We start from the raw sequence: 26,920 nt of genomic DNA on the forward strand, positions 1-26,920 counted from the left end.
TCGCTACCCGCTTCCGCGCCGGTCAGAGCGCCCGGAGGCCGTTGATCACGTCGCGCAGAATACTCTCGTCGGGGAGCTCGGCCGGGGGGACCGGCCGGGTCACATGGACGAGTTCCGCGTGCACGAGGTCGCCGATGAGGACGCGGACGACACCGACCGGAAGATCGAGTTCCGCGGCGAGTTCGGCGACCGACTGCGGAGTGCCCCGGCAGAGTCCGACGATCTCCACGTGTTCGGGCGACAGCGTCGGGTCCGTCTCCGGGTCGCCGGTGTCGGGCTCCGCGACCACCACCGCGATCAGATCGAGGCGGTGCTGCCCCGCACTGGAGGTGCGGCCGCGCGTCATGGCGTACGGACGGACGACCGGCCCGGCCTCGTCGTCGAACCAGTGGTTTCCTGTGCGACCGTCTGCGCTCATGCCATCCCACTACCCGCCTGCGGGCAGGTCGGTGCGCGGGGCGGTGCCCAGATGCACGCCGACCCGCTTGACCAGGAGCGTCATCTCGTAGGCGACCTGTCCGATGTCGGAGTCGGCGTCCGAGAGGACGGCGAGGCAGCTGCCGTCCCCGGCGGCGGTGACGAACAGGAAGGCGTCGTCCAGCTCGACCACCGTCTGCCGGACGCTGCCCGCCTCGAAATGCCGGCCGACGCCCTTGGCGAGGCTGTGGAAGCCGGACGCCACGGCGGCCAGATGCTCACTGTCCTCCCTGGTCAGGTCCTTGGACACCCCGGTCGGCAGTCCGTCGCCGGACAGGATGACGGCCTTGCGGATGCTGGCGACCCGGTCGACCAGGTCGTCCAGGAGCCAGTTCAGCTCGCCGTTGTTCGTCGCCGTGTGGCCGGTCGCCTTCGGTGCGGTCATCGACCGTTCCCCTTTGTTCCTTGTTCCGTGCCGTTCCGGGCCCCGTCGCCCTCGGCGTTCTCCTCCCGGCCGCGCTGCCAGCCGCGCTGGAGCGAGGCCATCCGGTTGCGGACCTCCTCGGCATCGCGGTCGTCGGGCGCCGCCGTGCGCTCGGTGCGCCGGCTGGTGTCGTGCTTGAGCTGGGGGGCCAGGTTCGCCTGGCGTACCCGCCGGGGCAGCGGACCGGTACCCGGTTCGGGGGCCGTGCCACCGGCGGGCTCGGGGGCCGTGCCACCGGCGGGCTTGGTGGCGGCGGCGCGGGGTGGTGCCGTGTCCGCCGGGCCGGCGGCGCCGGGCGCCCCGGGCCGGGTGCGTGTGCGCCTGGGCAGCGCCGGGGCTTCTGGCGTCGCGTCGGCGCCCTCGGCCGGGGTCGCGGCGCGGTCCTCGGCCCGGTCGGTGAGGCCGGCGGGGCGTCGGGAGGCGCTCCCGCGGCGGCGGGCGGGCAGCGGGGCCGGCCCGTCCGTGTCGGAGCGGCGCGGCCCGGCGGCGGGCCCGGGGTCCGGTTCGACGCGGCGGGGCCGCTGGTCGCCGACGGGCTTGCCGTGCGAGCTGACCAGCTTGGGGGTCTGCCGCCGTGGCAGGGGCACGGGCCCGCGGTCGCCGGTCTCGGCGCGCGGCAGCCGCCCGGCCGGCCCGGTGGCGTCCTGCTCGTCGTTCTCCGGGCGGGGCCGGCGGGAGCGGAACAGGCCGCCGCGCTCGCTGTCCTCGTCCGGGAGGGCGCCGGGGAAGTCGTCCAGCGCGTCGAGGTCGACCGGCGCCTCCAGCTCGACGGGGCCGTCCAGCAGGGAGGTCGGCAGGCCGGGCAGCTGCAGCGGGGCCGGGGACCGCCCGCCGGCACGGCCCGCGGCCTCGATGCCCTTCGCCGGGCGGTCCCGGTCGAGCCGGAAACCGATGCCGTTGGTGTCCGGGACGTCGTCGCTCAGCAGCGCGTCGGGGATGAACACGACCGCGGTGGTGCCGCCGTACGGCGACGGCTGGAGGGAGACCCGGACGTTCTGGCGCTGGGCGAGGCGGCTGACCACGAACAGGCCGAGCCGGTCGGTGTCGGACAGTTCGAACTCGGGGGTCTCGGCGAGGCGCAGGTTGGCCTCCAGGAGCGCTTCGGCCGTCATGCCGAGACCCCGGTCGTGGATCTCCAGGGTGAAGCCGTTGGCGACACGTTCGCCGAAGACCTGGACGGCGGTGTGCGGCGGCGAGAAGACGGTGGCGTTCTCCAGGAGTTCGGCCACGAGATGGGTGAGGTCGGCGACGGCGGGCCCGGTGACGGCGACCCGCGGCAGACGCCGGACCTCGATGCGCTCGTAGTCCTCGACCTCGGCGACGGCGGCACGGACGATGTCCATCAGCTGTACGGGCCGGCGCCACTGCCGGGAGGGCGCGGCACCGGAGAGGATCACCAGGCCCTCGGCGTGCCGGCGCATGCGGGTGGTGAGGTGGTCCAGGCGGAACAGGTCGGCGAGTTCGTCGGTGTCCTCGGTCCGGCGCTCCATGCTGTCCAGCAGCGTCAGCTGCTTGTGCAGCAGCACCTGGCTGCGGCGGGCGAGGTTGACGAAGACCTCGGAGACACCGGCCCTCAGCTCGGCCTGTTTGACGGCGGCCTCGACCGCGGCGCGCTGGAGGGTGTTGAGGGCCTGGCCGACCTCGCCGATCTCGTTCTTGTCGTACTCCAGGCGCGGAACCTCGGTCTCGACGTCGACCTGTTCGCCCGCGGACAGCCGGCGCATCACGCTGGGCAGCCGGACGCCGGACGCCTCGTGCGCCTCCAGGCGCAGCTGGCGCAGGTCGCGGATGAGGGCGCGGCCGACCCGGATGGAGAGCACGACGGACAGCAGCAGCGCGACCAGGCCGAGGACGCCCGCGACGGCCGCCTCGGCGATGACCTCCACGGCGACGGGGCGCGTACGGTCCTGGAAGCGGTCGCCCACCTGGTCGTCCAGGGTGCCGAGTTCCTTCAGGACGGATCCCGCGGCCGAGTCCCAGCTCTGGGCGGTGACACCGCGGGGGGTGCCGGACTCCATGGCGGTGACGGAGCGTTCGGCCGCCCGCAGGGGGGCGGTGGTGGCGTTGTTCCAGAAGTGGTCGTAGCGTTCGCGCTCCCCCGTGGGCAGCAGCGGCAGGCTGATGTCGTACAGCAGGGTGCGCTGGGCGACGAGGTCGGAGATCTCGCGGGTCTCCTCGCGGGTGAGCCGGCCGACGACGAGGGAGGAGCCGAGCAGGGCGTCCTCGCGGGAGAGGAGTTCGCGGGCCCGGGCGATGTTGACCAGGGCGCGGGCCTGCTTGTCGACCTCCAGGTCGTCGATGCCGTCGAGGGACTCGAGGAGCATGTAGCAGGGGTCGACGAGGCGGTTGTACTGGGAGAACGCCTGGGCGCGGGTGACGGTGCCCTGCTCGACGCCTCGGCGCAGCGAGCCGAGGCCGTTCAGGGCGTCCAGCACGGCCGTCAGGTGGTCACCGTCGCCCCCGTCCATCCCTGACCGGATGTCATCGTCCTTGGCGTTCGCACGGAAGGTGGCGATCGCGTGGTCGGTGGCGGCGCGGGTGCGGTGCAGTGCCGAGAGGACCTCGGAGGCCCGCGGGTCGGCGAGGTAGACGAGGGTCTGACGGCGCTCCTGCTGCAGGACGCGGACGGTATCCTCGGCGGGGTAGCCGATGTCCTGGACGACGTCGGTCACGCGGAACAGCCGGGCGACCTCGCGGCCCGTGAGCACCGTGGTGAAGCCCCAGACAGCGGTCAGGGCCACCAGCGGCACGAGAAGCAGCGCCACGATCTTCCGGCGGATCGACTTCCCGCGAAAGCGCATGGCCTCCCCCAGCTCGACCCCCGCCGGCCGGGGGTGTGCATGAACGTCTACAAACGGCGCGAGCCTACTACCGCCTCACAGTTAACTCGAAGACATGTCCGGAGGGTGAACTTCCACTCCGGCGGCGAGACATGGCGAGTTGTCCGGGCATTGCGGGAGATTGCCACCGCGTTGCGGGCGCCGGCACCCCGCCCGGCGGAGGCGTCACGGACACCGGTTGGCTGGAAATATTCGCCGGTTGGGAATCTTCGCGGGTTCTCGTGCGTCCTTCTCTATGGGACATGGGGGCGGAACGGGCCACAGGTGCCGTATCCCGCACCCCGGCGGCGTAAAGCAGCGCAAGCCGGGCAGCCACTGGGGAGTCGGGGTCTTCGGATGCCGGGGCGATCGGTCTGCCGGCGGTGGGGAGTGACACGGTGATGGGCACGGCGGAGCGGCGCAAGGCGCCCGAGGAGAGCGTGGCGGAACGCTCGCAGGCAGGACGGGGCCGGAAGGTGCCGGATCACGGGATTCCGGTGCCCGGGCGGGGCGGAGTGTCCGTCGGTGACGAACTGCGGCAGGGCTACCAGCCGTTGTGGGTGGAGGAGCCCGCGCGGCGGCACCCGATGCCCGACCCGGTGCGTACGGCGGCGGTGCGGGCGGTCCTCGTCATAGCGGTGACGCTGATTCAGGCGATGGTCGCGTTCCTGTGCACGCTGGCCGGGTCCTGGCTGGCGTTCCCCATGGTGATCAGCAGCGTGGTGAGCACGGTGGCGGCCACCTGGGCCGTGGTCGACGTGTGGGTGACCCGCCAGGTGTGGCGCCAGCGGTACGGCGTGGTCTCCGAGCCGAGCAGCACGGCCCGGGCCCTGCGGCGCGAGCGGCGGGCCCGCCGACGCCAGGAACGGGCGAGCCTGCGGGAGCAGGAGCGGATACGCCGCCGGGGCGGCGCCGGGCAGTTGTCGCACTCCTGACACCGGCGGCAGCTGTCGCCTGACGAGCCGGCGCGCGGGATGCGGACCGCCGGGGGCCGGCCGGCAGGAACCCCAGCTCGCCGGGCCCGCCTGGCCGCGCACCACCGGCACCGAGGGCTACGCCGGCTTCTTGTACATCCTCGTCGCCGTGATCTCGCTGCGTACCGTCTCTCCGGCCTGTGGCTGCTGGGGCAGTCCGGGCCGGAGGTGTTCCTCCACGCTGATGTACTTCAGGCCCGCCCGCAGGTCGGCGTCGTTGCGCAGGCGGATGACCAGGGGGAACTCGGCGAGCGCGGTGGTGTCGAACAGGCCGGTGGTGTACAGCAGCTGGACGCCCAGCGCGTCGGAGACGGCCCGCTGGAGCTCCAGCAGGTAGGTCGCGTTGGCGCGGCCGATGGGGTTGTCCAGGAACAGCGTGCCGGCGTGGCGGTGCTTGTCCCGGCCCCGGTCGTTCGAGCGCAGGGCGGCCATCGTGCAGTACAACGCGATGGCGGCGGTGAGCAGCTGGCCGCCCGAGAACACGTCGCCCATCTGCCCGGCGGGGACGCGTTCGGCGCGCAGGACGGCGTCGGGCTTGAGGATCTCGACGGCCACGCCCTTCGGCTGGAGGGCTGCCGCGACGCCCCGCAGCAGCAGGGACATGCCGTCGCGGCGCAGGTCGGAGTTCTTCTTGACGGCCGCGCGTGTGGCCTCGTCGATGACCTCGCCGAGCCGTTCGGTGAGGGTGGCGTGGTCAGGCTCGTCGAAGCGGATGCGCAGGAACTCCTGCCCCGACCACTCGCCGAGTCCCTCCGGCAGCCGGGAGAGCCGCTGGGCGGAGCGGAGCGTCGCCAGGGCCGACTCCACGAGTCCGCGCAGCCGGTCCACGATCGAGTCGCGGTTGCGCTCCAGCTGGGCCAGCTCGTCCGTGAGGACCCGCAGTCGGGGCGCGAACGCGTCCGCCCACTTCTGGGCGTGCTCGGGCAGCGCGGAGGCGGGAAGTTCGCGGATCTGCTGCCGGGCCGGGGTGCGTACCTGCTCGTAGCGTGTGGAGTTGGCGTGCCGGACCAGGACGTCGCTGGTCTCGCGCACGGCCGCCTCGGCGGCGGACAGGTCGGCGGCGCAGCCGCGCAGCGAGCGGCGGGCCTCGGCGGCGGAGTGCCGGGCCTCCTCCAGGGTGCCGGGGTACGGCTCCGGTTCCTCCGGCTCCTCCTCGGCGGTGTGTTCGCGCAGCAGGTCGCGGAGCATCGCGGCGATCTCGTCGAAGCCGCCGGCCGCGTCCTCGGCGGCGCGGTGGGCGTCCAGCAGTTCGGCGTGCGCCTCGCGGGCCTCGGCCAGCGCCTCGGTGCGGGCGGCGAGTTCGGCCGTGGCGGTGCGCAGCAGCGCCTGGGCGTGTTCGGCGTCGCGCGGAGCGAGTTCCTCGGGCAGCCCGGTGTGCGTCTCGCCGTCCTCGGGCGCGTGTCGTTCCGCCTCGCCGCGCAGCCGGCCGAGTTGCTCGCTCGCGGTCGACATGCGGGTCTCCAGGAGCTGCACCAGCTCCTCCGCGCGCGCGGCGGCGGCCTGCCGGGACGGCCCGTCGGAGCCGTCGGGTGACTGGAGCAGCTGCTCGGCGCGGGTGCGGACCTTGTTGCTGAGCCGGTCCAGTTCGGCGCGGGCGGCGCTCTCGTCGCTCTCCGCGCGGGCCTGCTCGGCGCGCAGGTCGGCGCCGACGCCGACCTTCTCGTACAGCTGTGAGGCGGCCCGGTAGGCCTCGCGGAGGGCGGGCAGGGACGCCTTCGGGGTGCCGTCGTCCTCGTCGGGTACGTCGTCGGGGGCTCCGGCGATCTCGGAGCGCTCGGCACGCAGGGCGCGCGCGGTGCGGCGGGCGTCGTCGGCGGCCCGCTGGGCGGCGCGGCGGTCCTCGTCGGCGGCGCGGGCGCGTTCCAGGCAGGACTGGGCGCGGGCCTCCGACTCGGCGGCCTCGTCGGCGAGTTCGCGGAGTCTGACCTGCCAGCCGGCGCGCTCGCGGAGCCGGAAGGCGAGGCCGGCGAGGGCGTCGGCGGCGCGCCGGGCCTTCTGCGCGGCCTCCTGCCGTTCGTCGCGGAGCTGGGTGGCTTCGGCGGCGGCCTCCTCGGTCTCCACGCGCGCGGTGCGGGCTTCGGCGAGTTCCGCCTCGGCCTCCTGGGCGAAGGCGCGGGCCTCCTCGGCGGCCCGGGCCAGCTCGGTGAGGCGTCCGGCGGGGCAGCCGGTGCGCCAGGAGGCGAGGCGCGCGGCGAGTTCGCGGTCCTTGCCGAGGCGGGCGGCGAGGGCGCGGATCTCCTCGTCACGCTCGGTGGCCCGCGTGCGCAGCGCCTGGCGTTCCTCGTCGGCGGCGTGTTCGTCGTGCATGGCCGGGTTCGGCGGCACGAGGAACACGTCACCGGCGGCGCTGCCGACGGCGGGGGGCGGGGCGAGCAGCGCGGCGGCGGTGCCGACGGCGACGGCGGAGCGGGGCAGCAGGGCGGCGTCGCCGAGGGCCTCGCGGGCCCGGGCGTGCGTGTCCGGGTCGGTGATGATCACACCGTCGACCAGTTCGGGGCGGGCGGCGAGCACGCGCGCGTGGTCGGCGGGGTCGACGGCCTGCGCGAGGTAGCGCCAGCCGGGCAGGGCCGGGATGCCGTGCTCGCCGAGGAACTCGACGGTGGCCAGCACGTCGGGGCCGGGCGGCAGCAGTCCGCCGTCGCCGAGGGCGCCGAGGATGCGGGCGTCGTCGGCGGCGGCCGTCCGCAGGTCGAACAGGTGCCGTTCGGCGGTCGACACGGCCTCGTCGAGGAGCTCGCGCAACTCGTCGGCGAAGCCGTCGAGTTCCTCGGGGGTGAGGACGCCCTGGGCCGTGTTCGCGGCCGGTGCGCGGGTGCTGTCGGGCTCCTCGGTGCGGGGCGCGGGTACCCGGGCCGTGCCGGGCGCGCCCGGCAGGCTCAGCAGTTCCGCGAGCCGCTCCTCGGCGGCAAGCGCCTCCGCGAGGCGCCGCTCGGCTTGGTGAGCGCGCTCGGCGGCGGTCGCCGCGTCCGCCGCGCGGGCCGCGGTCAGCTCCGCGCGGGACTCGGCGGAGGCGGCCTCGCGCGCGTGCTCGGTGGCCCTGCGGGCGGCCTCGCGGGCCGCGTCCCAGGCGGCGACGGCGCTCTTCTCGGCGTCGCTGGCGGCGAGCGCGGCCCGCGCGGGGTCGGCGTCCGGGGCGCTGTCGTCCAGCCAGCCGGCGCGGACGGCCTCGGCGGTCTCCTGCTCGACCTCGGCGAGCCGCTGGCGCAGGTGCCCGGTCTCGCTGCGGGCCCGCTGCGCCTCGGTGGCGGCGGCGGTGGAGTCGCGGTAGGCGTGGTCGCTGACCTCCTGGAGGGCGGCGGAGCGCTCCTCCTCCTCGTTGGCGAGGGCTTCGGCGTTCTCGGCGGCGGCGTGCAGGGCGCGTACGAGGTCCACGGCGGCCTTGGCCCGGGCGGCGAGCGCGGGCGCCGCGTCCCGTTCGGCCTCCTGGATGGCGGCGGACACGCGCGCGACGCGGTCGGCGGCGGCGCGGTGGCGCAGCACGGTCTCGGCGGCCTGCCAGGCGGAGTGCAGGGTGCGGGCGTCGGCCAGCTCGCGTTTCTGCGCGGCGGCGGACTTCTCGGCGGCGGCCAGCGCCAGCGAGGCGTGCCGGTAGGCGAGTTCGGCGGCGACGAGGGAGCTGCGCTCGCGGGCGCCCTCGGAGTGTGTGACGGCGTACGCGGCGGCCGTCACCCGCTGGGTGAGGTCGGCGGCCCGGATCCGCTCCCGCACGGCCCGCGCGGACAGCCGCCGGGCCAGGGTGCGGGTGCGGCGCTCGGCGCCCACGTGGACGTCACGCGCGCGTGCCCGCGCCTCGGCGGCCTCCACGATGCGGCCGAGCAGGTCGACGGAGCCGGCGGTGAAGTCCCGTTCGGCGATCAGCTCGGCGCGCCGGCCGAGCTTGCTGCCGAAGCCGCTGACGAGGTCGGCGAGGCCGTCGGTGTCGCGGGTGTCGGTGACCGCGCGCAGCAGCAGGTCGGTGAAGTCGGAGTCCTTCTTGACCGCGAAGAGGCCGGCCGCCTCGCCCTCGTCGGCGTTCATCTCGCGCTGGTAGCGGAAGAGTTCGGGGTCGAGGCCGAGGTCGCCGAGGTGCTCGGTCCAGCGCTCGTGGGTCTCCTCCCAGTGCGCCTCCAGGTGCGGGTAGGCCTTGCCGGCCTCCATGAGGGCGTCCCGGAAGCCCTTCATGGTGCGGCGGCGGCCGTGCGCGCCGGAGGTGCCCTCGGCGGGCGGCCGTACGGCGGTGGACTCGGCCACGGGAAGGCTGTCCAGGCTGAGGCCCGGGCCGGGCCGGAACGAGTACCAGGCCTCGGCGAACTTGCGCGGGTCGTTGGAGACCTGCCGCCCGCGCCACTCGCTGACCTTGCCGACGACCACGCACTCGCCGGTCAGCACGTGCTGCCACTCCAGGGCCACGTGGCCGCAGTCGTCGGCGAGCAGGAACTTGCGCAGCACGCCGGAGCTGGCGCCGCCGAGGGTGTTGCGGTGGCCCGGCAGCATCACCGAGAAGATCAGCTTGAGCAGGACGGACTTGCCGCCGCCGTTCTCCAGGAAGAGCACGCCGGCGGGCGCGGGCCGGCGCGGCGGGCCGGACGGCTCCTCCTCGAAGAACTCCGCCTGCGTGGGCGCCGGGTCGGGCACGGGCTCGCCGACGCCCCGCAGGTCCAGCACGGTGTCGGCGTAGCGCGCACCGGCGGGACCGATGGAGTAGAGGCGGACCCGGGACAGCTCGTACATGGCGGACTCTCGTAAGTCTGGTGAAAGGTGCGGTGGTTCGGGGGTTCCTGGAGCTACGGGGCTCCGGGTGTCAGGCGTGGAAGGGCAGTCCGGCGTCGGCGACCAGGTCCAGGTCCTCGGTGTCCTCGGCGGGCAGCAGGGTGGCCGTGCCGTCGGTGACCGGGACGACGCCCAGCTCCAGCAGCTCGGCCATCGCGGCGGCGCCGGCCATGTCGCGGACCTGGAGCTGGTAGCGGGCGGTGGTGCGGTACGTGCCGCCGCTGTCGTCGCCGGTGCGCTGGAGGAAGCCGGAGTCGGTGAGGAAGGCCAGGGCCTTCGCCACGATGCCGGTGGTGGAGGCGGCCGGCCGGCGGGCGTCCTTGGTGGCGCCGGTGGCGCTGCGTCTGGCCCAGATCCGCCAGGCGGCCTCCAGGCCGGGCGCGTCGGTCGCCGGGTCGGTGTTCTCGCCCTGTTCCTCGGCGCGCTCCTCCAGGCGGCGGCAGGCCTGCCGTACGAAGGCGTCGACGCCGTTGACGGTGACCCGGCCGATGTAGGAGTCGTCGGCGAGGTCCTCGGGGCGCGGGAACGCCAGCGCGGCGACCGCGAGATGGGCGAGTCCGTGCAGGAAGCGGTCGGCGGAGTCGGCGGCGGTGCGACGCGCGTAGTCCCCCATGCGGACGGCGAAGACGGAGTCCTCGGCGGCGGTCACGGCCATGCCCGCGCGCGGGGACACCTCCAGCACGACGAGCCCGAGGCCGGCGGCGACGGCGTCCGCGAGCCGGGCGAACGCCGGGTCCTCGCGGTGGCGGCGCAGCAGGTCGGCGTACTCCTGGTCGCGCGCGGGCGCCAGCTTGGGCTGCAGTCCGAAGGCGACGAGCCGCGCCGCGTCGGCGGCGTCGGCGGGGGTGACGGCGGAACCCGCGGGTGCGGCGGCGGGCTCGGATTCACTCCGGTCGACGTGCTCGGTCACGGGTGGGGCTCCTTGTCGTGCGGGGTCGCGCTCATGCTGCTTCCGTCCGGTCCGCGGCCATGCCGGCCGCGTCCAGCAGGGCGGTTCCCACGATCAGGTCCGCCCCGCCGAACTCGGGGTCGTCCAGTTCGGTGCCGTCGTCCACCGCGAACAGCAGCTTCTCCTCGCCCTGCCGGTAGGCGGTGCCGACGGCCGGGCTGGCCGCGTGGACGGCCAGCAGCGCCACCAGGTACGCCAGGTCCGGGTCGCCGGTCCGCCGCGCCTCGGCGAGCAGCCCGGACAGTCTGCGCGGGGCGTCCGCCGGGAGGTCCAGCAGCTCCGTCGCGACCGCCAGCTGCTCCTCGCTGAACCGGCTGTCGTCCGGCGTGGCGATCAGGTCGGGTTCGGGCATCTCGGCGCCCAGGTGCTCCCGCTCGACGGGCGGGGTCAGCAGTATGTCGACGAGGTCCCCGACCCGGACGGACACCGGTGTGCGCAGTCCGGTGCCGCGCGCGAAGAAGGCGTCCGTGACCCGGATCGCCTGCTCCAGTGGCAGCGGCAGGAGAGGGGCGAGGAGGTGGCCGTAGAGGTCCGTCCCGGACGTGGTGGCCGGTGTGGCGAAGGCCTGCCGGTCCTGTTCGGCGCGGAACAGCGGGCCCGCCTCCAGCAGGCGGGACTGGAGCTGGGTGTGGCGCCGGATGCAGTCCTTGACGATGTCGACCAGTTCGGCGGCGCGCCGCTTGTGCTCGGGCTCCTCGGTCTCGTCGCGGGCCTTGCGGATGTTGGTGAGGATGGCGTTCTCGTGGCGGTACCGCTCGGCGACGTGGTCCAGGGCCTCGGTGATCATGTCGGGGACGGCGTTGAGCCAGTCGACCGCGCGGACGTTACGCCGGGTGGCCTCCAGGGCGCGGCGGAGCGTCTCGGAGTACTGCACCGTGCGGTAGCGGGCCTGCTCGGCGGCGAGCTGGGCGTCGGCGAGCCGGCCGCGGTTGATCAGCACCTCCAGCTTGACCTCGGCGGCGATCTGGGCGCTGGTGACGTCGGTGTCGAGGGCGCCGACCAGGACGTTGACCGCCTCGTCGGTGGTCCGCAGGTACACCGTGCCGCCGGGGCCGGGGACCTCCTCGATCAGCTTGAAGTCGTAGTCGCGCCGGACGTACGTGCCGTCCGCCGCGAAGGTGCCGTACACCGCGCGGAAGCCGCGGTCCACGCTGCCGACGTTGATCAGGTTCTCCAGGACCCAGCGAGCCACGCGCTCGTGCTCGGCGGTGGGCCGGTGCGGGGCCTGGGCGGCGATACGCAGGATCAGCCGGGCCACGATCTGCTCGTGGTCGGCGCCGGTGTCGAAGTCCATGTTCAGCGTGACCAGGTCGATGGCGGCCAGGGCCACCTCGGCCATCCCGTACACCGAGTACTCGCCGGCCAGGTTGGCCTTGCGCGCGTCCAGGTCGTGCAGCGGCGCGGTGCAGGCGAGGGCGCGCAGCCGACGCGCCAGCCCCTCGTCGGCGGCCGGGCCCGGAGCCGGGCGCGGCCCCGCGCTGAGCTGGGGCGGAACACGGTCCGTCGATGCAGGCGAAGTCACGGTGCACAGACTAGGTCCTGGGTCTGACATCGGCCCAAACGGCTCGTAAGGCGCCGCCCGTCCCGAGGCTCAGGAGGCGCCCGCCGCGTCCTCGCCGACCCTGCGCCGGTACACCTCGACCACCCGCTCCAGCGAGTCCGCGAGGTAGGTCTCCAGCAGCCGTTCCGCGCCGCGCCGGTCCCCGGCCTGCAGGGCGTGCAGGATCCGGCCGTTACGGGCGAGGTACGGCTCGTGCAGACGGCGCGGGTCGTCCACGACGTGGAAGGCGAGGCGGAGTTCGGCGAAGACGCCGCGCATCAGCTCGTCGGTGCGTTCGCTGCCGGCGAGGGCGACCAGCTCCCGGTGGAAGTGGATATTGGCCGTAGCCACCTCTTTCCAGTCGTCGTCGGCGGCCGCCGTCCGCCCGTCCTCGACCGCCGCGACCAGGCCGCCGAGCCGGTACGGCGGTGCGCCCAGCCCGCGTACGACGGCGCACTCGACCAGGCTGCGGGTGCGGTAGATGTCCTCCACGTCCTCGACGGTCAGGACGCGAACGAACACTCCGCGGTTGAGTTCGTGGATCAGCAGGCGCTCGTGGGTGAGCAGCCGGAACGCCTCGCGCAGGGTGTTGCGGGAGACGCCGAGCGCGCCGCCGATGCCGTCCTCCGACAGGCGGGTGCCGGGAGGGAAGTAGCCCTCGGAGATGCGACTTCTGAGGATGTCCGCCACCCGCTCCGCGGTGCTGGTACGGCCCAGGAGGACACGGTCGCCGGCCAGTCCCGTCAGCTGCTCTGCCATGCCCGGAATTCAATCGCAGCCACCGGGACGAGACAACGTGGGTATTGAAGGATCGTTGAACGATCCTCTACCGTGCTCCGCACGGCTCACCCGCGCGAGGACCGGAGGCACGGCGACACCATGACCGTGAACACCGCGATCGATCTGAACGCCGACCTCGGCGAGGGCTTCGGCCGCTGGCGGCTGACCGAGGACGAACAACTGCTGTCCGTCGTCACCAGCGCCAACGTGGCCTGCGGCTTCCACGCCGGGGACGCGGCGACCATGCGCCGGGTGTGCGCGCAGGCGGTCGAGCGCGGGGTGACGATCGGGGCGCAGGTCTCCTACCGGGATCTGGCCGGTTTCGGGCGGCGCGCGATGGACGTGCCGCCCGCCGAGCTGGCGGCCGAGGTGGCCTACCAGATCGGCGCCCTGGAGGTGTTCGCGCGGGCGGCGGGATCGCGCGTGGCGTACGTCAAGCCGCACGGCGCGCTCTACAACCGGGTCGTGCACGACGAGGAGCAGGCCCGGGCGGTGGTCGACGGGGTGCGGCTGGCGGACGCCTCGCTGCCGGTGCTGGGGCTGCCCGGCTCACGGCTGCTGGCCGTGGCCGCCGAGGCGGGGCTGCCGGCGGTCGCGGAGGCCTTCGCGGACCGCGCGTACACCGACGAGGGCACGCTGGTGCCGCGCGGCCGGCCCGGCGCCGTGGTGACCGACCCGGACGCCGTCGTGGAGCGCTCGGTGGGCCTCGCCCGCTCCGGCGCGGTGACCACGCACTCCGGCGCACGAATCCAGGTGCGCGCCCGCTCGCTGTGCCTGCACGGCGACACGCCGGGCGCGGTCGGCCTGGCCCGGCGGGTGCGCGAGCGGCTGCTGGCCTCGGGGGTGCGGCTGGAGACGTTCGCGTGAGGGCGCTCGCCGTGGGCGCCGACGCGCTGCTGGTCGAGGTGGGCTCCGATGAGGAGGCGCAGGCCCTGCACACGGAGTTGCTGCGGCGCCGCGCGGAGGGCACGCTGCGCGTCCGGGAGATCGTCCCGGCGGCCCGTACGGTCCTGCTCGACGGGCTGGCCGACCCGGCCCGCTGGGCGGTGGAACTGAGCACCGCGCGGATACCGGCGGTGCCGGCACGCGCGCGCGAGCTGATCGAACTGCCCGTGCGCTACGACGGCCCGGACCTGGCGGCGGTCGCCGAGCGCTGGGGGGTGACCGCGCGGGAGGCGGCCCGCCTGCACGCCGGCACCGAGTTCACCGTGGCGTTCTGCGGTTTCGCCCCCGGCTTCGGCTACCTCACCGGGCTTGCGGACCGGTACCACGTCCCGCGCCGCGCGACCCCGCGCACGGCTGTCCCGGCCGGTGCCGTGGCGCTGGCCGGGCCGTACACGGGCGTGTACCCGCGTTCCTCACCGGGCGGCTGGCAGCTGATCGGCACGACGGAGGCGGTGCTGTGGGACCACGCGCGCGTACCGGCCGCGCTGCTGACCCCGGGGACACGCGTGCGGTTCGTACCCGTGGAGGACACGTGACCGGTCCTGTCGTACCGGTGGAGGAGGCATGACCGGGCGTGCGTTGGTCGTGGTGCGCGCCGGGGCGCTGACCACCGTGCAGGACACCGGGCGGCCGGGGTACGCGCATCTCGGCGTGCCCCGTTCCGGCGCGCTCGACCCGCCCGCCGCGGCGCTGGCGAACCGGCTCGTCGGCAATCCGCCGGACGCCGCCGTCCTGGAGACCACCCTCGACGGCTGCGCGGTGCGCCCGCGTTCAGCGGTGACCGCGGCGGTCGCGGGCGCGCCGTGCCCCGTGACGGTGGGCGGCCGCCCGGCCGCGTGGGGTGCGCCGGTCGTCGTGCCGGCTGGCGACCTGCTGGAGGTGGGCGCGGCCACGGCCGGTGTCCGCAGTTACCTCGCGGTCGGTGGCGGGATCGCCGTGGAGCCGGTCCTCGGCAGCCGCGCCACCGACCTGCTGTCCGGACTGGGTCCGCCCCCGCCGGCGGACGGCACGGTGCTGCCGCTGGGCGCCCCGGCCGGCCCTCCCGCGCGCGTGGACGGCGTGCCGCAGCCGGGTCCGCCGGCCGAGTTGGTCCTCCGGGTGACGTGGGGCCCGCGCGACGACTGGTTCACGGCGCGGGCGGCGCGGGACCTGGCCACGCGCGCGTACCGGGTGTCCGCGGCGGCGAACCGCATCGGCCTGCGCACCGAGGGGCCGGCGCTGGAGCGGGCTCGGGCCGGTGAACTGCCCAGCGAGGGCATGGTCCTGGGCGCGGTGCAGGTGCCGCCGGACGGGCGCCCGGTGATCTTCCTCGCGGACCATCCGACCACCGGCGGCTACCCGGTGATCGCGGTGGTCCACGCCGCCGACCTGCCGGCCGCCGCGCAGGCGCCCCCGGGCACCCCGATCCGCTTCGTACCGGTACGGCGCCGCTGACCCCGGCGGCCCCCACGCACGCGGACCACCCCGAGCCCGGACACGACACCCGCACCGGGACCGCCGTACCGCCACCACCGGCACGCCACGTCCCCGAGCCACAGTGGCCTCCCTCCGCCCGCCACCACCCCGAGCCCGGACACGGCACCCGCACCGGCACCGCCGTACCGCCACCACCGGCACGCCACCACCCCGAGCCACAGTGGCCTCCCTCCGCCCGCCACCACCCCGAGCCCGGACACGGCACCCCCGCCGAGACCGCCGTACCGCCACCGCTCCCGTCACGCCGCGCTCTTCGGGACGGCGGGCATGATGCCGGGCCGGCGCAGCACCTCCGTGTCGTGGGCCGCCAGGAAAGCCTCCACGGCCGTTGCCCAGCCGAAGCACTCCGCACGCGCGCGTGCCGCTTCGCGCCGCGTGTTCTCGCCGCGTTCCAGGAGGAGTTCGACGGCGTCCGCGAACGCCTCCGGGCCGCCGGCGGCGGTGGCCCCGGCGGACCCGATGACCTCGGGCAGCGCGGACGCCGCGCTCGCCACCACCGGCGTGCCGCAGGCCATGGCCTCCAGCGCGGCCAGTCCGAAGGTCTCGGCCGGGCCGGGCGCGAGGCACACGTCGGCGGTCGCCTGGAGCGCGCCCAGGGCGGCCCGGTCGCCGACGTGCCCGAGGAAGGTCACCGGGAGCCCGCGATCCCTCGCGCGCTGCTCCAGCCGGGCCCGCAGCGGCCCGTCCCCGGCCACCACCAGCACCGCCCGCCGCCCGCGCCGCAGCAGCGCGTCGAGGGCGTCCAGGGCCGTTCCGGGGCGCTTCTCCACGGACAGCCGGGAGGCCATCACGAGCAGTGCCTGGTCCCCGCGCGTGTAGCGGGCCCGCAGCCCGGGGTCGCGCAGCCCGGGGTGGCACCCCGTCAGGTCGACGCCCAGCGGGGCCCGTACGACGTTGCGCGCGCCGATGCGCACGAACTCGCGCTCGGCGAACTCGGTGGTGCACACCACACGCGCGTAGCTGTGCGCGGTGCGGGTGTTGAGGGAGTCGGCGGCGCGCCGGGAGAGGTGCTCGGGCAGGCCCCAGGTGCGCAGGACACCGTCGGTGGTCTCGTGGGAGACCATCACCGCGGGCACGCGCGCGCGGCGGGCCCAGCGGCCGGTCCAGCGCAGGGTGGTCCGGTCGGAGACCTCCAGGCGGTCCGGGGCCAGCTCCGCGAGGAGGGCGGCCACGCGCCGCTTGTCGGTGAGGACGCGGTAGCCGCCGGTGCCGGGCAGCAGCGGGCCGGGCAGGGTGATGACCCGGCCCTGTTCGGTGTCGCGGTCGGTGTACTGGGCGCCGGGCACGATCAGGACCGGTTCGTGGCCCGCGGCCCGGAAGCCCTTGCCGAGTTCCCGCAGGGCGGTGCGCAGACCGCCGGAGGCGGGGGCGACGAAGTTGGCGAGCCGGACGATGCGCAGGGGCCGCCCGGTCATGCCGGCACCGCCGTTCTGCGGGCCGCGAGGACGTCGTCGTAGTGGGCGAGCAACTGGTCGCCGACGGCGGCCCAGGTGCGGCCCTCGACGGTCGCGCGGGCCGTCGCGCCGTACGCGGCCCGCCGCACCGGATCGGCGGCCAGGGCGCCGACGGCGTCCCGCACGGCGGTGGCGTCGCCCGGTGGGACGAGCAGGCCGGTGCAGCCGTGGTCGACGAGGTCGAGGGGGCCGCCGGCGGCCGGCGCGACCATCGGGACACCGCTGGCCATGGCCTCCTGGACGGTCTGGCAGAACGTCTCGAAGGGGCCGGTGTGCACGAACAGGTCGAGGGAGGCGAAGATCCGGGCCAGCTCGTCGCCGGTGCGGCGGCCCAGGAAGGCGGCGCCGGGCAGGGCCTCGGTCAGGTGTGCCTGGCTGGGTCCGTCGCCGACGACCACGACCCGCACGCCGGGCAGCCCGCACACCCCGGAGAGAAGGTCGACGCGCTTCTCGGGGGCGAGCCGGCCGACGTACCCGACGATCAGTTCGCCGTCCGGGGCGAGGGCGCGGCGCAGCGCCTCGTCACGCCGCTGTGGCCGAAAACGTACGGCGTCCACGCCACGCCGCCACAGCCGGACCCGCGGTACGCCGTGCTGCTCCAGGTCGGACTGTGCGGCGCTGGACGGGGCCAGGGTGCGGTCGGCGGCGGCATGCACAGAGCGGATCCGCCGCCAGGCCGCGGCCTCCCCGGCACCCGTGTAGGTGCGGGCGTACCCGGCGAGGTCGGTCTGGTAGACGGCGACGGCGGGGAGCCCGAGCCGGGCGGCGGCCGCCATGCCGCGCACGCCGAGGACGAACGGGCCGGCCAGGTGGACCACGTCGGGGCGGTGCGCGACGAGGGCGGCGGCGAGGCGGCGGCTGGGCAGGGCGACGCGGACCTGGGGGTAGCCGGGGAGCGGGAGCGAGGGGACCCGGACGACCGGGCACGGGGCGTCCGTGTCCGGGCCGCTGCCGGGCGCGGGGGCGGGGGCGACGACAAGCGGGTGGTGACCGCGATCCACAAGGTGCCGGGCGGTCTGGAGCGCGCAGTGGGCCACGCCGTTCACATCGGGGGGAAAGGATTCGGTCACGATGACGACACGCATACGGGTGTTGTCGCCGTGCCGGACGTGCCCGCGTCGACTTCGATCTTTCGGCACGGGGAACGTCCCATGAGCGTTGGATGCGCACCCGAGCGGGTCGGCCCCCGGCTCCCGGGTGGGCGGCACCCGGCACCCGAGTGGGGCGGCCCCGGGCACCCGGCTGGTCGGGCACTGGGCACCCGCGTGGGTCGGGCACCGCGCACCGAGCGGGTCAGCCGGCCGTCATGGCCGCCTGACCCGCCGGTCACCCGGTGTTCACCCGGCGGGCGGTCGTCCGCCGGGGCCGAGCGGTGCCGGGGGGGGTCAGCCGAGGGTGGCGTCGGGTCCGAAGCGGCTGCGCACCGCGGTCTGTACCTCGGCCTCCTCGGCCGGATCGGCGGCCAGGCGGCGCAGGCGCTCCACGACCCGGGCGTCACCGGTCTCGGCGTGCCGGGCGGCGAGTTCGCGGGTGGTCTCCTCGCAGTCCCACAGGCATTCGACGGCGAAGCCGGTGGCGAAGGAGGGGTCGGTGGCGGCCAGCGCGCGGGCGGCGCGGCCTCGTAGGTGCGAGGAGGCCGTCTCGCGGTAGACGTGGCGCAGGACGGGGGCCGCGCAGGCGATGCCGAGGCGTCCGGCGCCGTCGACCAGTGTCCCCAGGGCGGGCGTGTCCGGGCCCTCGCCGCGCACGGCCTCGCGGAGGGCGCCGAGGACGAGGTCGCGGTCCGGGGTGGCGCCGCGGGCGGCGAGCATGCGGCCGGCGGCGGCGCCGAGCGCGTCGGGGCGCTGGGCCCAGCGGCGCGCACGGTCGACGGCGGCGACGCTGCGCATCCGTTCGTAGGCGTCGACGGCGGCCTCCACGACGAGCGCCGTACCGTCCGTGACCGCCGCCTCGATCAGGTCGAGGGCTTCCGGGTCGTGTCCGTCGGCGAGGAAGCGCAGTGCGGTGCAGCGTGCCGCGTCGGTGCCGGTGCGGGCGGCCTCGACGATCTCGGGCCGGTCCTCGGGGCCGGCGACGGCGACCAGGCAGCGGGCGGCGGGCACATGGAGGGCGGCGCCGCGGTCCATGCCCTGCTGGGCCCATTCGAAGACGGCGCGCACACTCCATCCCGGGCGGGGTCCGGTGGGCCGCATCTGCCGCTGCCAGCGGTCGAAGCAGCCGGCCTCCTGGGCGGCACGCACGCGCGTGGCGATCGATGTGCGCGGGTCCTCGGCCCACAGCCGCCAGGGCCGTGGCTCGAAGGCGTCGCGTACGGCGGTGGCCAGCTCGGCCTCACCCTCGGGGTCGGTGCCGAAGCGGGCCAGGACGGGGACGGCGAGGGCGCGCAGGCCCGCGTCGTCGTCCCTGAGGGCCAGCTCGTCCAGGGCCCAGGCCCAGTTGGAGCCGTGTGCGGCGTACCTGCGCAGCAGCTCCAGGGCGTCCCGCCGGCCGTAGGAGGCGAGGTGGCCGAGGACGGCCAGGGCCAGGCCGGTGCGGGACTCGTCGGTGTCGAGCACGTCCTCGGCGTGGAAGAGGTGCGCCTCCACGGCGTCCAGCTCGCCGTTCAGGTCGAGGAAGAGCCGGGCGTAGTAGAGGGAGCGGTTCTCCAGCTGCCAGTCGTGGCGGGGGTCGCGCAGGACACAGTGGTTCAGTGCCGCGAGCGCTTCGCGGCGCGGGGCCGTGAGCGCGTGCAGCGTGCCGTCGCCACGGCCGCGCTGGAGCAGCCCGAGCAGCGTACCGCTGGGCGCTATGACCGGATCGAACATGGGAAACAGCCTCACATCAAGCGTCGACGCAACCGGAAAACACGCATTACCTGGCCGCGTGACACAACGTCGGAGCGCCCGCCGTCTCTTGCTTGCTGTAGACCATCTCTCTCTGCCTCTCGTCGGTGGCCCATGCGGACCGCATCACGGCCCGCGCGGTGCGGCAACACCCGCCCAGTCATCGCGTCCGTGATTCACGTCGTCATGATGACCCGCGGTGTGTGCTGCCGCGACCGTATTTCCGGCGGCCCTGTACCGCCTCCCCCGTTTTCCGTGTCGTACCTGGTCAGTGCGTCGACGTCAGTGGACGCCGAACAGTTGCAGCAGCTCCGTCTTGGCGAACATCCGGGCCGTGTCGACGGCCGACGGCGTCCCGGCGGAAGGGTCCGCTCCGCCCTCCAGGAGGGCCTTGATCACGTCCGTCTCGCCCTTGAAGACGGCGCCCGCGAGCGGGGTCTGGCCCCGGTCGTTGATCTGGTCCGCCGCCGCGCCGCGGGCGAGCAGCGCACGCACCGCGTCGGCGTGGCCGTGGTATGCGGCGAGCATCACGAGGGAGTCGCCGCGGTCGTTGGTGAGGTTGGCCGGAACACCCGCGTCGACGTACGCCACGAGCGCCTCGGTCTGCCCCTGCCGGGCCAGATCGAAGATCTTGGTCGCCAGCTCCACGACCTCGGGGTCGAGGGCTTCGCTCATCGGCCGGACCACCTCTCCTTGCTGCTGCGGGGACTGCTTCGTACGAGTGAATCGCCAGCGTACTGGCTTCCGCGGCACATGACCCGATGTGCCCGAGGTAAAGATCAGCAGCAGCTCCCGCCCCGGGCGACCGACCTGGTCAACGGGGTGCCGAACGGACCCTCCGAGTGGAGGAAATCAACCGATTTTCATCCAGTTGCACCTTTAATCGTATGGATACATCCTGTGATCCTGGAAGAACTCATGGTGACTGTCCCCCACCTTCGACACCAGGAGGCCCCAAATGATCCTCTCCCTCTCAGGCGTGCTGCTGCTCGGCATCGTCGTCTTCCTGTTCTTCCGCAAGGACGGACTGAAGGGCTCGCACGCCACGGTGTCGGCCCTGTTCGGCTTCTACCTGTCGACCACGGGCATCGCCCCGAGCATCAAAGCCGGAGGAGAGAGCCTGGCCAGCCTCCTGGGCGGCATCAAGTTCTGACCCCGCCAGTCCCGCCCGCACCCACCCACAGGAGTCAGCAGTGGCCCGGCGCCCTCTCCCCCGCATTCTGAGCAAGGACAGCGCCCAGATCGCCCGGACGCAGATCGCCCGGAGCAGGGAACTGGCCCGGACGGCGGCCGACAGCGCCACCGACGTCCTCCACCCGCTGATCACCGTCACGCGCGGACTGCGCCTGCTGGCCTCGGCCGGCGGGCGCAGGTGGACGGACACCCCCAGGGACAAGCGCGGGCCGCTGCTGTTCTTCGTGGCTTCCCTGGTCCTGCTCGTGGCCCTGATGCCGTACGGGCCGCTGCTCGCCGTCATCGCCCTGATGGCGGCGGCGGCCTGGCACGGCAGGGACCGCACCCCGCCGGCACCCGACGGGCCCGACGAGTCACAGACCCAGCGGCTCCAGGCGCTGTACGAGGCCCTGGTGCCTTACTTCTGCGGCGCCGACGACCCCGCGCCGCTGTACGCGCACGGCGGCGAGTGGGAGAAGGCCTTCGCCGTGCACGAGTTCGACGACGCCGGGCGCGTCGCCCACCTCGTGATCCGCTACCCCGCCTACTTCCCGGACGGCGAGCCGGAGGCCCGCGCGCGGATCGAGCAGCTGCTCACCGCGAAGGCCGGGCGCAGCCGGGAGTACCACTTCGGGTGGGACGAGGCGGGCAACCAGCTCACCGTGACCGCCCTCGCCCCGCTGCCCGCCGACGTCCCCGCCCAGCGCTTCGTCACCGCGCCCGGCGAGACCGTCCTTGGCTTCACCGACCCCAGCGAGGTCCCGCGCACGCTCCCCCTCTCCTACGGCGAGGAGCAGATCGACATCCCGCCGGTCGTCTGGCGCACCGGCGTCCGCTCCACCGAGCCGCACCTGCTGGCCCTCGGCCACCCCGGCAGCGGTACGTCCACCCTGCTGCGGTCCATCGCCCTGCAGACCCTGCAGTACGGCGATGTGCTGATCGTCGACGGCGGCGGCACCGGCGAGTACGCCTGCCTGACCGGGCGGGCCGGGGTGCTGGCCGTGGAGTGCGCGCTGCCCGGGGCGCTGGCCAGCCTGGAGTGGGCCGCGCGGGAGACCGAGCGGCGGCTCATCGCGATCAACCTGGCGCGGCAGGCGGGCGACCCGCCGCCCGCGGACACCCGGCGGCCGCTGTGGCTCGTGCTGGACCGGCCGAGCGTCTTCGCGCACCTGGCCGCGGCGGACGGCCGCAAGGACCCGCAGGCGCTGCTCGCCGTGCCCCTGCGGCACGGGCGCGCGGCGAACGTGACCGTGGTCGTGGCCGAGCAGTTCGACAGCGCGGAGGTGCTGACCGACGCGGTACGGCAGCACACGCGCGCGCGTGTCGTACTCGGGCCTGCCGCGCCGGAGGAGGTGGCGGCGGCGCTCGGGATGCCGCCGCTCACCACGCCGATGACGCAGGTGCCGCCCGGGCGCGGGTACGCCCGGCTGGGGTCCGGCCCGGTGCACCGGCTCCAGGTGCCGCGTACGCCCGACCCCTACGACGACGCCACGAGCGATGCCGACCGGCAGGCGGTGCTGGAGCTGCTGCCACCGCGGACCGCCGCCGTGGAGGCGGAGCCGGCGGACCTCACCGCGTCGGCCGACCTCACGAAGCCGGCGGATCTCGGCAAGCCGGCGGCACAGGGCGCACCGGTGACCGCGGAGCCCGTACCGGCCGAGGGCTGACAGGCGCCCCGGGCCGCGGCCGAGCGCCTGTGGGCCGGCGGTGGCAGCGGCCGGTCACGCCCCCAGACCGCTCTGGTCATCGCTCTACGCCACGAACGTGCGCGGCGCCTCCGTGCCGCCCGACGCCCCGGACTCCACCAGGCGGGCCGCGGCGGCGAGCCGTACCGCCGCCTCCTCGGCCACCGCTCCCCCGACGGTGAACGGAAGCCGGACGTACCCCTCGAAGGCGCCGTCGACGCCGAAGCGGGGCCCGGACGGCACGCGGACGCCGGTCCGCTCGCCCGCCTCCGCGAGCCGGGAGCCGGAGAGACCGCCGGCGCGCACCCAGAGGGTCAGCCCGCCGCGCGGCACCTCGAACTCCCAGTCGGGCAGTTCCCGGCGTACCGCCGCCACCAGCGCGTCCCGGTTCTCCCGGGCCTGGGCGCGGCGCAGCTCGACCGCCTGTGCCCAGCCGCCGGTGCTGAAGAGCCAGTTCACGGCCAGCTGCTCCAGCACCGGCGTGCCCATGTCGGCGTACGCCCGCGCGGCGACCAGGCTGCGGATGACGTCCGGCGCCGCCCGCACCCAGCCGATGCGCATCCCGGCCCAGAACGCCTTGCTGGCCGAGCCGACCGTGATCACCGTGGAGCCGGCCGGGTCGAACCCGCACACCGGCCGGGGCATGCCGCCGTCCCGGAACTCCTCGTCGAGCCACAGCTCGGACATCGTCTCGTCGGCGATGAGCACCGCGCCGGCCGAGCGGGCCGCGTCCACCAGCCGGCGCCGCTGGTCCTCGTCGGCGAGCGCTCCGGTGGGGTTGTGGAAGTCGGCGACCACATAGGCGATGCGCGGCGCGGCCTCGCGCAGGACCTGGCGCCAGCGGTCCACGTCCCAGCCGGACAGGCCCTCGGCCATGGCGACGGGGACCAGCCGGGCACCCGCCTCGCGCATCAGCTGGAGGATGTTGGCGTACGACGGCGACTCCACGGCGATCCGCTCGCCGCGGCCCCCGAAGAGATGGCAGATCGCGTCGATGGCGCCCATCGCGCCGGTCGTCACCATGATCTGCTCCGGCATGGTGGGGATCCCGCGCGCCGTGTAGCGCTCGGCGATCATCGCGCGCAGGGCGGGAAGACCGGCCGGATAGTCGCCGTGGGTGTGGGCGTACGGCGGCAGTTCCTCCAGGGCGCCCCGCACGGCCCGGGTGAGCCACGGCTCGGGCGCCGGGAGCGAGGCGCAGCCCAGGTCGATCACCGAGCCGAGGGCCTCCGGGGGCAGGGGCTCCAGGCCGCGGGCCGGGATCGGGTTGCCGGCCGGTACCGCGGTCCAGCTGCCGGCTCCGCGCCGGGACTCCAGGAAGCCCTCGCCGCGCAGCGCCTCGTAGGCCGCGGCGACGGTGGTGCGGCTGACGGAGAGGGCCAGGGCCAGCTCGCGTTCCGCCGGGAGCCGCGCGGCCACCGGGACGCGGCCCTCCAGCACCAGCAGCCGGACGCCGTCGGCCAGGGCGCGGTACGCGGGCGGGCGGCGGGTGCCGGGGCCGGCCGGGCGGTCCTGCTGGGAGTTGAGGAGCCGGGCGAGCTGCGCGGCCCCCACGGCCGAGGTCCACTGCGCCATGAAGATCAGTCCACCTTCCCCGGATTGGCCATGGATGGCGATCCATCCCAAGCCACAGAGTGTCATGCATCAGGCCACCGCCACCACCCAGGGGGACTTCCGTGTCCACTGCCGACACACCCATCGCTGACACGCCCACTACTGACACGCCCACCACTGGCACGCCCACTGCCGGCACACCCCCCACCGACCGGTCCGCACCCGGCACCCCCGCACCGGGCCCCACCGCACCCGGCCGCCATCTCGCCCGGCGGCTGGTGCAGCTGTACTGCGGACTCGCGCTCTACGGCGCCAGTTCCGCGCTGCTGGTCGCGGCGGACCTCGGCCTGGAGCCCTGGAACGTGCTGCACCAGGGGCTCGCTGAGCTGACCGGCCTGAGCATCGGGCTGGTGTCGATCATCGTGGGCGCGGCGGTGCTGCTCCTGTGGATCCCGCTGCGCCAGCGGCCCGGACTCGGCACGGTCTCCAACGTCTTCGTGGTCGGCCTCGCGCTGGACGGCACCCTCGCCCTGCTCCCGGACGCCCGCTCCCTCGCCGTACGCGTCCCGCTGCTCCTCGCGGGCATCGTCCTGAACGGCGCGGCGACCGGCCTGTACATCGCGGCGCGCTTCGGGCCGGGGCCGCGCGACGGGCTGATGACGGGCCTGCACCGGCGCACCGGCCGGTCGATCCGGCTGATGCGGACGGTCGTCGAGGTGGCGGTGGTGGTCACCGGTTTCCTGCTCGGCGGCACCATCGGGGTGGGCACCGTGCTCTACGCGGTGTCCATCGGCCCGCTGGCACAGGCGTTCCTGCGGCTGTTCGCCCCTGCGTCGGCACCGTCGGGCAGCACGGTCGTCGCCGGGACGACACCCGGGCGAGCGATACTTCGTCCGTGACCCTCGCGACGCCGCCCATCCGCCACCCGTACCTCGACCACCCGGGGCCGATCCCCTTCGCCCACCGGGGCGGGGCGGCCGACGGCCTGGAGAACACCGTGGCGCAGTTCCGGCGCGCGGTGGAGCTGGGCTACCGGTACATCGAGACCGACGTGCACGCCACGGCGGACGGCCGACTGGTCGCCTTCCACGACTCGACCCTGGACCGGGTCACCGACGGCGCGGGCCGGATCGCCGACCTGCCCTGGGCGCGGATACGGCACGCGCGCGTGGGCGGCCGTGAACCGGTGCCGCTGTTCGAGGAGTTGCTGGAGACGTTCCCCGAGGTGCGCTGGAACGTCGACATCAAGGCGGAGTCCGCCCTGCGGCCCCTGCTGGAGCTGATCGAGCGCACGAACGCCTGGGACCGGGTCTGCGCGGGCTCCTTCTCCGAGGCGCGCGTGCTGCGCGCCCAGCGGCTGGCCGGGCCCCGGCTGGCCACCTCGTTCGGCACCCGCGGGGTGCTGAGCCTGCGGCTGCGCTCCTGGGGGCTGCCGGCCGCGGTGCGCCGGTCGGCCGTGGCCGCGCAGGTCCCCGAGGCCCAGTCGGGCGTCCCCGTGGTCGACCAGCGTTTCGTCCGCGCCGCCCACGCGCGCGGGCTGCAGGTGCACGTGTGGACCGTCAACGAACCGGAGCGGATGCACCGGCTCCTCGACCTGGGGGTGGATGGCATCATGACCGATCACATCGACATGTTGCGCGAGGTCATGCGGGACCGCGGCGTCTGGGCCTGACCGACCGCCCGGCCGCACCGGTCCGGGCCCTCGCGGGAGCACGGGGAAGCGAGGGCACGGGTGAGCACCGACACCGTGCGCACGGCACAGGACGAGGCCGCCGGCCTCCGGCGCGAGCAACGCGGCTGGTACGTCTACGACTGGGCGTGCTCGGTCTACTCGACCAGCGTCCTGACGGTGTTCCTGGGCCCCTACCTCACCTCGGTCGCCGAGCGGGCCGCGGACGGCGACGGCTGTGTGCACCCGCTGGGCGTCCCGGTCAGCGCGGGCTCCTTCTTCGCCTACTCGGTCTCCCTCTCGGTGATCGTGGCCGTGGTCCTGATGCCGCTGGCGGGCAGCGCGGCCGACCGCACCGGCCGCAGGAAGCCGCTGCTCGCGGCGGCGGCCTACACCGGCGCGGCGGCGACCACGGGGATGTTCTTCCTGGACGGCGACCGGTATCTGCTCGGTGGAGTGCTGCTGGTGGTGGCCAACGCGGCGCAGTCCGTCGGGATGATGCTCTACAACTCCTACCTGCCGCAGATCGCGCCGCCGGACCAGCGGGACGCGGTCTCCTCCCGGGGCTGGGCCTTCGGCTACGCGGCGGGCTCCCTGGTCCTCGTCGCCGACCTGGTGCTCTACTCGGCGCACGACTCCTTCGGCCTGTCCGAGACGGCCGCGGTCCGCGTCTGTCTGGCCTCGGCCGGGCTGTGGTGGGGCGCCTTCACGCTCGTACCGCTGCGCAGGCTGCGCGACCGGCACGCGCGCGTGGCACACGCGCACGCGACGGCACCGGGGCTACGGCAGCTCGCGGCGACGGTCCGGGACATGCGCCGGCATCCGCTGACCCTGGCGTTCCTGCTGGCCTACCTCGTCTACAACGACGGCATCCAGACGGTGATCACCCAGGCCTCGGTGTACGGCTCGCGGGAGCTGCGGCTCGGCCAGTCGACGCTGATCGTGGCCGTGCTGCTGGTGCAGGTGCTGGCCGTGGCGGGCGCGCTGGCGATGGGCCGGCTGGCCCGGGTGTACGGCGCGCGGCGCACGATCCTCGGCTCGCTGGTGGCGTGGACGCTCACGCTGGCGGCGGGCTGGTTCCTGCCCGCGCGGGCGCCGGTGTGGTTCTTCCTGCTGGCCGCCGGGATCGGCCTGGTCCTCGGCGGGAGTCAGGCGCTGTCCCGGTCGCTGTTCTCCCACCTCGTGCCCCCGGGCAAGGAGGCGGAGTACTTCTCCGCGTACGAGATGAGCGACCGCGGGATGAGCTGGCTCGGCCCGCTGCTGTTCGGCGTGACCTACCAGCTGACCGGGAGCTACCGGTCGGCCATCTTCTCGCTGGTGGCCTTCTTCGTCGTCGGTTTCGTCCTGCTCGCCCGGGTCCCGGTGCGGCGTGCGATCGGCGAAGCGGGGAACCCGGTTCCGGAAAGGATCTAGCGCCGATTTAGCACTCG

21 protein-coding genes are annotated in these 26,920 nt (G+C 74.9%); 9 read left to right on the forward strand and 12 right to left on the reverse strand.

Annotation, left to right across the window (positions count from 1 at the left end; genetic code table 11):
• Window positions 1–22 precede the first annotated feature (22 nt).
• From ACZ3ZD_RS34170 to ACZ3ZD_RS34180, 3 genes are read right to left on the reverse strand one after another with little or no spacing between them, the layout of a single operon-like run.
• Window positions 23–418 (reverse strand): DUF742 domain-containing protein, encoded by a 396-nt coding sequence (locus ACZ3ZD_RS34170; RefSeq protein WP_467406306.1) that lies wholly within the window; start codon window positions 416–418, stop codon window positions 23–25.
• 9 nt (window positions 419–427) lie between these two features.
• On the reverse strand, window positions 428–862 hold the full coding sequence (locus ACZ3ZD_RS34175) for a roadblock/LC7 domain-containing protein (protein WP_467406310.1): 435 nt from the start codon (window positions 860–862) through the stop codon (window positions 428–430).
• A complete protein-coding gene (locus tag ACZ3ZD_RS34180) occupies window positions 859–3,702 on the reverse strand; it encodes a sensor histidine kinase (protein ID WP_467406313.1) in 2,844 nt (947 codons plus the stop codon). Before ACZ3ZD_RS34180 ends, ACZ3ZD_RS34175 begins: the two co-directional genes overlap by 4 nt.
• 419 nt (window positions 3,703–4,121) lie before the next feature.
• Between ACZ3ZD_RS34180 and ACZ3ZD_RS34185 the strand changes: the two genes are divergently transcribed.
• Window positions 4,122–4,655, forward strand: coding sequence for a hypothetical protein (locus tag ACZ3ZD_RS34185; protein ID WP_467406318.1), 534 nt, complete (start codon window positions 4,122–4,124; stop codon window positions 4,653–4,655).
• A gap of 117 nt (window positions 4,656–4,772) precedes the next feature.
• Here ACZ3ZD_RS34185 and ACZ3ZD_RS34190 read toward each other — a convergent pair whose 3' ends face one another.
• From ACZ3ZD_RS34190 to ACZ3ZD_RS34205, 4 genes are all read right to left on the reverse strand, one after another.
• The gene (locus ACZ3ZD_RS34190) at window positions 4,773–9,404 is read right to left on the reverse strand and encodes a hypothetical protein (protein ID WP_467406319.1); all 4,632 of its coding nucleotides are present in this window, start codon (window positions 9,402–9,404) and stop codon (window positions 4,773–4,775) included.
• 70 nt (window positions 9,405–9,474) lie between these two features.
• Window positions 9,475–10,353, reverse strand: a complete 879-nt coding sequence (locus tag ACZ3ZD_RS34195) for a hypothetical protein (RefSeq protein WP_467406323.1) — start codon at window positions 10,351–10,353, stop codon at window positions 9,475–9,477.
• Window positions 10,354–10,384: 31 nt separating this feature from the next.
• Window positions 10,385–11,914: a hypothetical protein gene (locus ACZ3ZD_RS34200; RefSeq protein ID WP_467406326.1), complete on the reverse strand. Its 1,530-nt coding sequence runs from the start codon at window positions 11,912–11,914 to the stop codon at window positions 10,385–10,387.
• Between the two features lie 69 nt (window positions 11,915–11,983).
• Window positions 11,984–12,691 carry a GntR family transcriptional regulator gene (locus ACZ3ZD_RS34205; protein WP_467406328.1) on the reverse strand — a complete coding sequence of 236 codons (708 nt, stop codon included), beginning with the start codon at window positions 12,689–12,691 and terminating at the stop codon, window positions 11,984–11,986.
• A 120-nt stretch (window positions 12,692–12,811) separates the two neighbouring features.
• On the opposite strand from ACZ3ZD_RS34205, the gene ACZ3ZD_RS34210 reads away from it, so the two are divergent.
• The 3 genes from ACZ3ZD_RS34210 to ACZ3ZD_RS34220 are packed head-to-tail and all read left to right on the forward strand — an operon-like array spanning window position 12,812 to window position 15,091.
• Window positions 12,812–13,579 (forward strand): LamB/YcsF family protein, encoded by a 768-nt coding sequence (locus ACZ3ZD_RS34210; RefSeq protein WP_467406538.1) that lies wholly within the window; start codon window positions 12,812–12,814, stop codon window positions 13,577–13,579.
• Window positions 13,576–14,193 (forward strand): 5-oxoprolinase subunit B family protein, encoded by a 618-nt coding sequence (locus ACZ3ZD_RS34215; protein ID WP_467406331.1) that lies wholly within the window; start codon window positions 13,576–13,578, stop codon window positions 14,191–14,193. Before ACZ3ZD_RS34210 ends, ACZ3ZD_RS34215 begins: the two co-directional genes overlap by 4 nt.
• 28 nt (window positions 14,194–14,221) lie before the next feature.
• Complete coding sequence (locus ACZ3ZD_RS34220; RefSeq protein WP_467406333.1) at window positions 14,222–15,091, forward strand: 5-oxoprolinase subunit C family protein; 870 nt, start codon at window positions 14,222–14,224, stop codon at window positions 15,089–15,091.
• A 281-nt stretch (window positions 15,092–15,372) separates the two neighbouring features.
• Here the strand turns inward: ACZ3ZD_RS34220 and ACZ3ZD_RS34225 are convergent, their stop codons facing one another.
• From ACZ3ZD_RS34225 to ACZ3ZD_RS34240, 4 genes are all read right to left on the reverse strand, one after another.
• A complete protein-coding gene (locus tag ACZ3ZD_RS34225; RefSeq protein ID WP_467406336.1) occupies window positions 15,373–16,548 on the reverse strand; it encodes a glycosyltransferase in 1,176 nt (391 codons plus the stop codon).
• Window positions 16,545–17,672 carry a glycosyltransferase family 4 protein gene (locus ACZ3ZD_RS34230; RefSeq protein WP_467406338.1) on the reverse strand — a complete coding sequence of 376 codons (1,128 nt, stop codon included), beginning with the start codon at window positions 17,670–17,672 and terminating at the stop codon, window positions 16,545–16,547. Before ACZ3ZD_RS34230 ends, ACZ3ZD_RS34225 begins: the two co-directional genes overlap by 4 nt.
• Window positions 17,673–17,972: 300 nt before the next feature.
• The gene (locus ACZ3ZD_RS34235; RefSeq protein WP_467406342.1) at window positions 17,973–19,391 is read right to left on the reverse strand and encodes a HEAT repeat domain-containing protein; all 1,419 of its coding nucleotides are present in this window, start codon (window positions 19,389–19,391) and stop codon (window positions 17,973–17,975) included.
• 300 nt (window positions 19,392–19,691) lie between these two features.
• On the reverse strand, window positions 19,692–20,084 hold the full coding sequence (locus tag ACZ3ZD_RS34240) for an ankyrin repeat domain-containing protein (protein ID WP_467406344.1): 393 nt from the start codon (window positions 20,082–20,084) through the stop codon (window positions 19,692–19,694).
• A gap of 283 nt (window positions 20,085–20,367) precedes the next feature.
• Between ACZ3ZD_RS34240 and ACZ3ZD_RS34245 the strand changes: the two genes are divergently transcribed.
• Both ACZ3ZD_RS34245 and ACZ3ZD_RS34250 read left to right on the forward strand, forming a co-directional pair.
• A complete protein-coding gene (locus ACZ3ZD_RS34245) occupies window positions 20,368–20,562 on the forward strand; it encodes a hypothetical protein (protein WP_030620070.1) in 195 nt (64 codons plus the stop codon).
• A gap of 40 nt (window positions 20,563–20,602) precedes the next feature.
• Window positions 20,603–22,249, forward strand: coding sequence for a hypothetical protein (locus tag ACZ3ZD_RS34250; protein WP_467406349.1), 1,647 nt, complete (start codon window positions 20,603–20,605; stop codon window positions 22,247–22,249).
• 84 nt (window positions 22,250–22,333) lie between these two features.
• On the opposite strand, the gene ACZ3ZD_RS34255 is transcribed toward ACZ3ZD_RS34250, so the two are convergent.
• Window positions 22,334–23,842 (reverse strand): SCO1417 family PLP biosynthesis transcription factor, encoded by a 1,509-nt coding sequence (locus ACZ3ZD_RS34255; protein ID WP_467406353.1) that lies wholly within the window; start codon window positions 23,840–23,842, stop codon window positions 22,334–22,336.
• A gap of 254 nt (window positions 23,843–24,096) precedes the next feature.
• Between ACZ3ZD_RS34255 and yczE the strand changes: the two genes are divergently transcribed.
• Genes yczE through ACZ3ZD_RS34270 form a run of 3 tightly spaced genes read left to right on the forward strand, consistent with a single transcriptional unit; the run spans window position 24,097 to window position 26,903 of the window.
• A complete protein-coding gene (gene yczE, locus ACZ3ZD_RS34260) occupies window positions 24,097–24,720 on the forward strand; it encodes a membrane protein YczE (protein WP_467406541.1) in 624 nt (207 codons plus the stop codon).
• Complete coding sequence (locus ACZ3ZD_RS34265) at window positions 24,717–25,493, forward strand: glycerophosphodiester phosphodiesterase (protein WP_467406355.1); 777 nt, start codon at window positions 24,717–24,719, stop codon at window positions 25,491–25,493. Before yczE ends, ACZ3ZD_RS34265 begins: the two co-directional genes overlap by 4 nt.
• 60 nt (window positions 25,494–25,553) lie before the next feature.
• Window positions 25,554–26,903: an MFS transporter gene (locus ACZ3ZD_RS34270; RefSeq protein WP_467406358.1), complete on the forward strand. Its 1,350-nt coding sequence runs from the start codon at window positions 25,554–25,556 to the stop codon at window positions 26,901–26,903.
• Window positions 26,904–26,920: the final 17 nt, after the last annotated feature.

It is taken from the genome of Streptomyces sp. NPDC023481 (assembly GCF_055560195.1).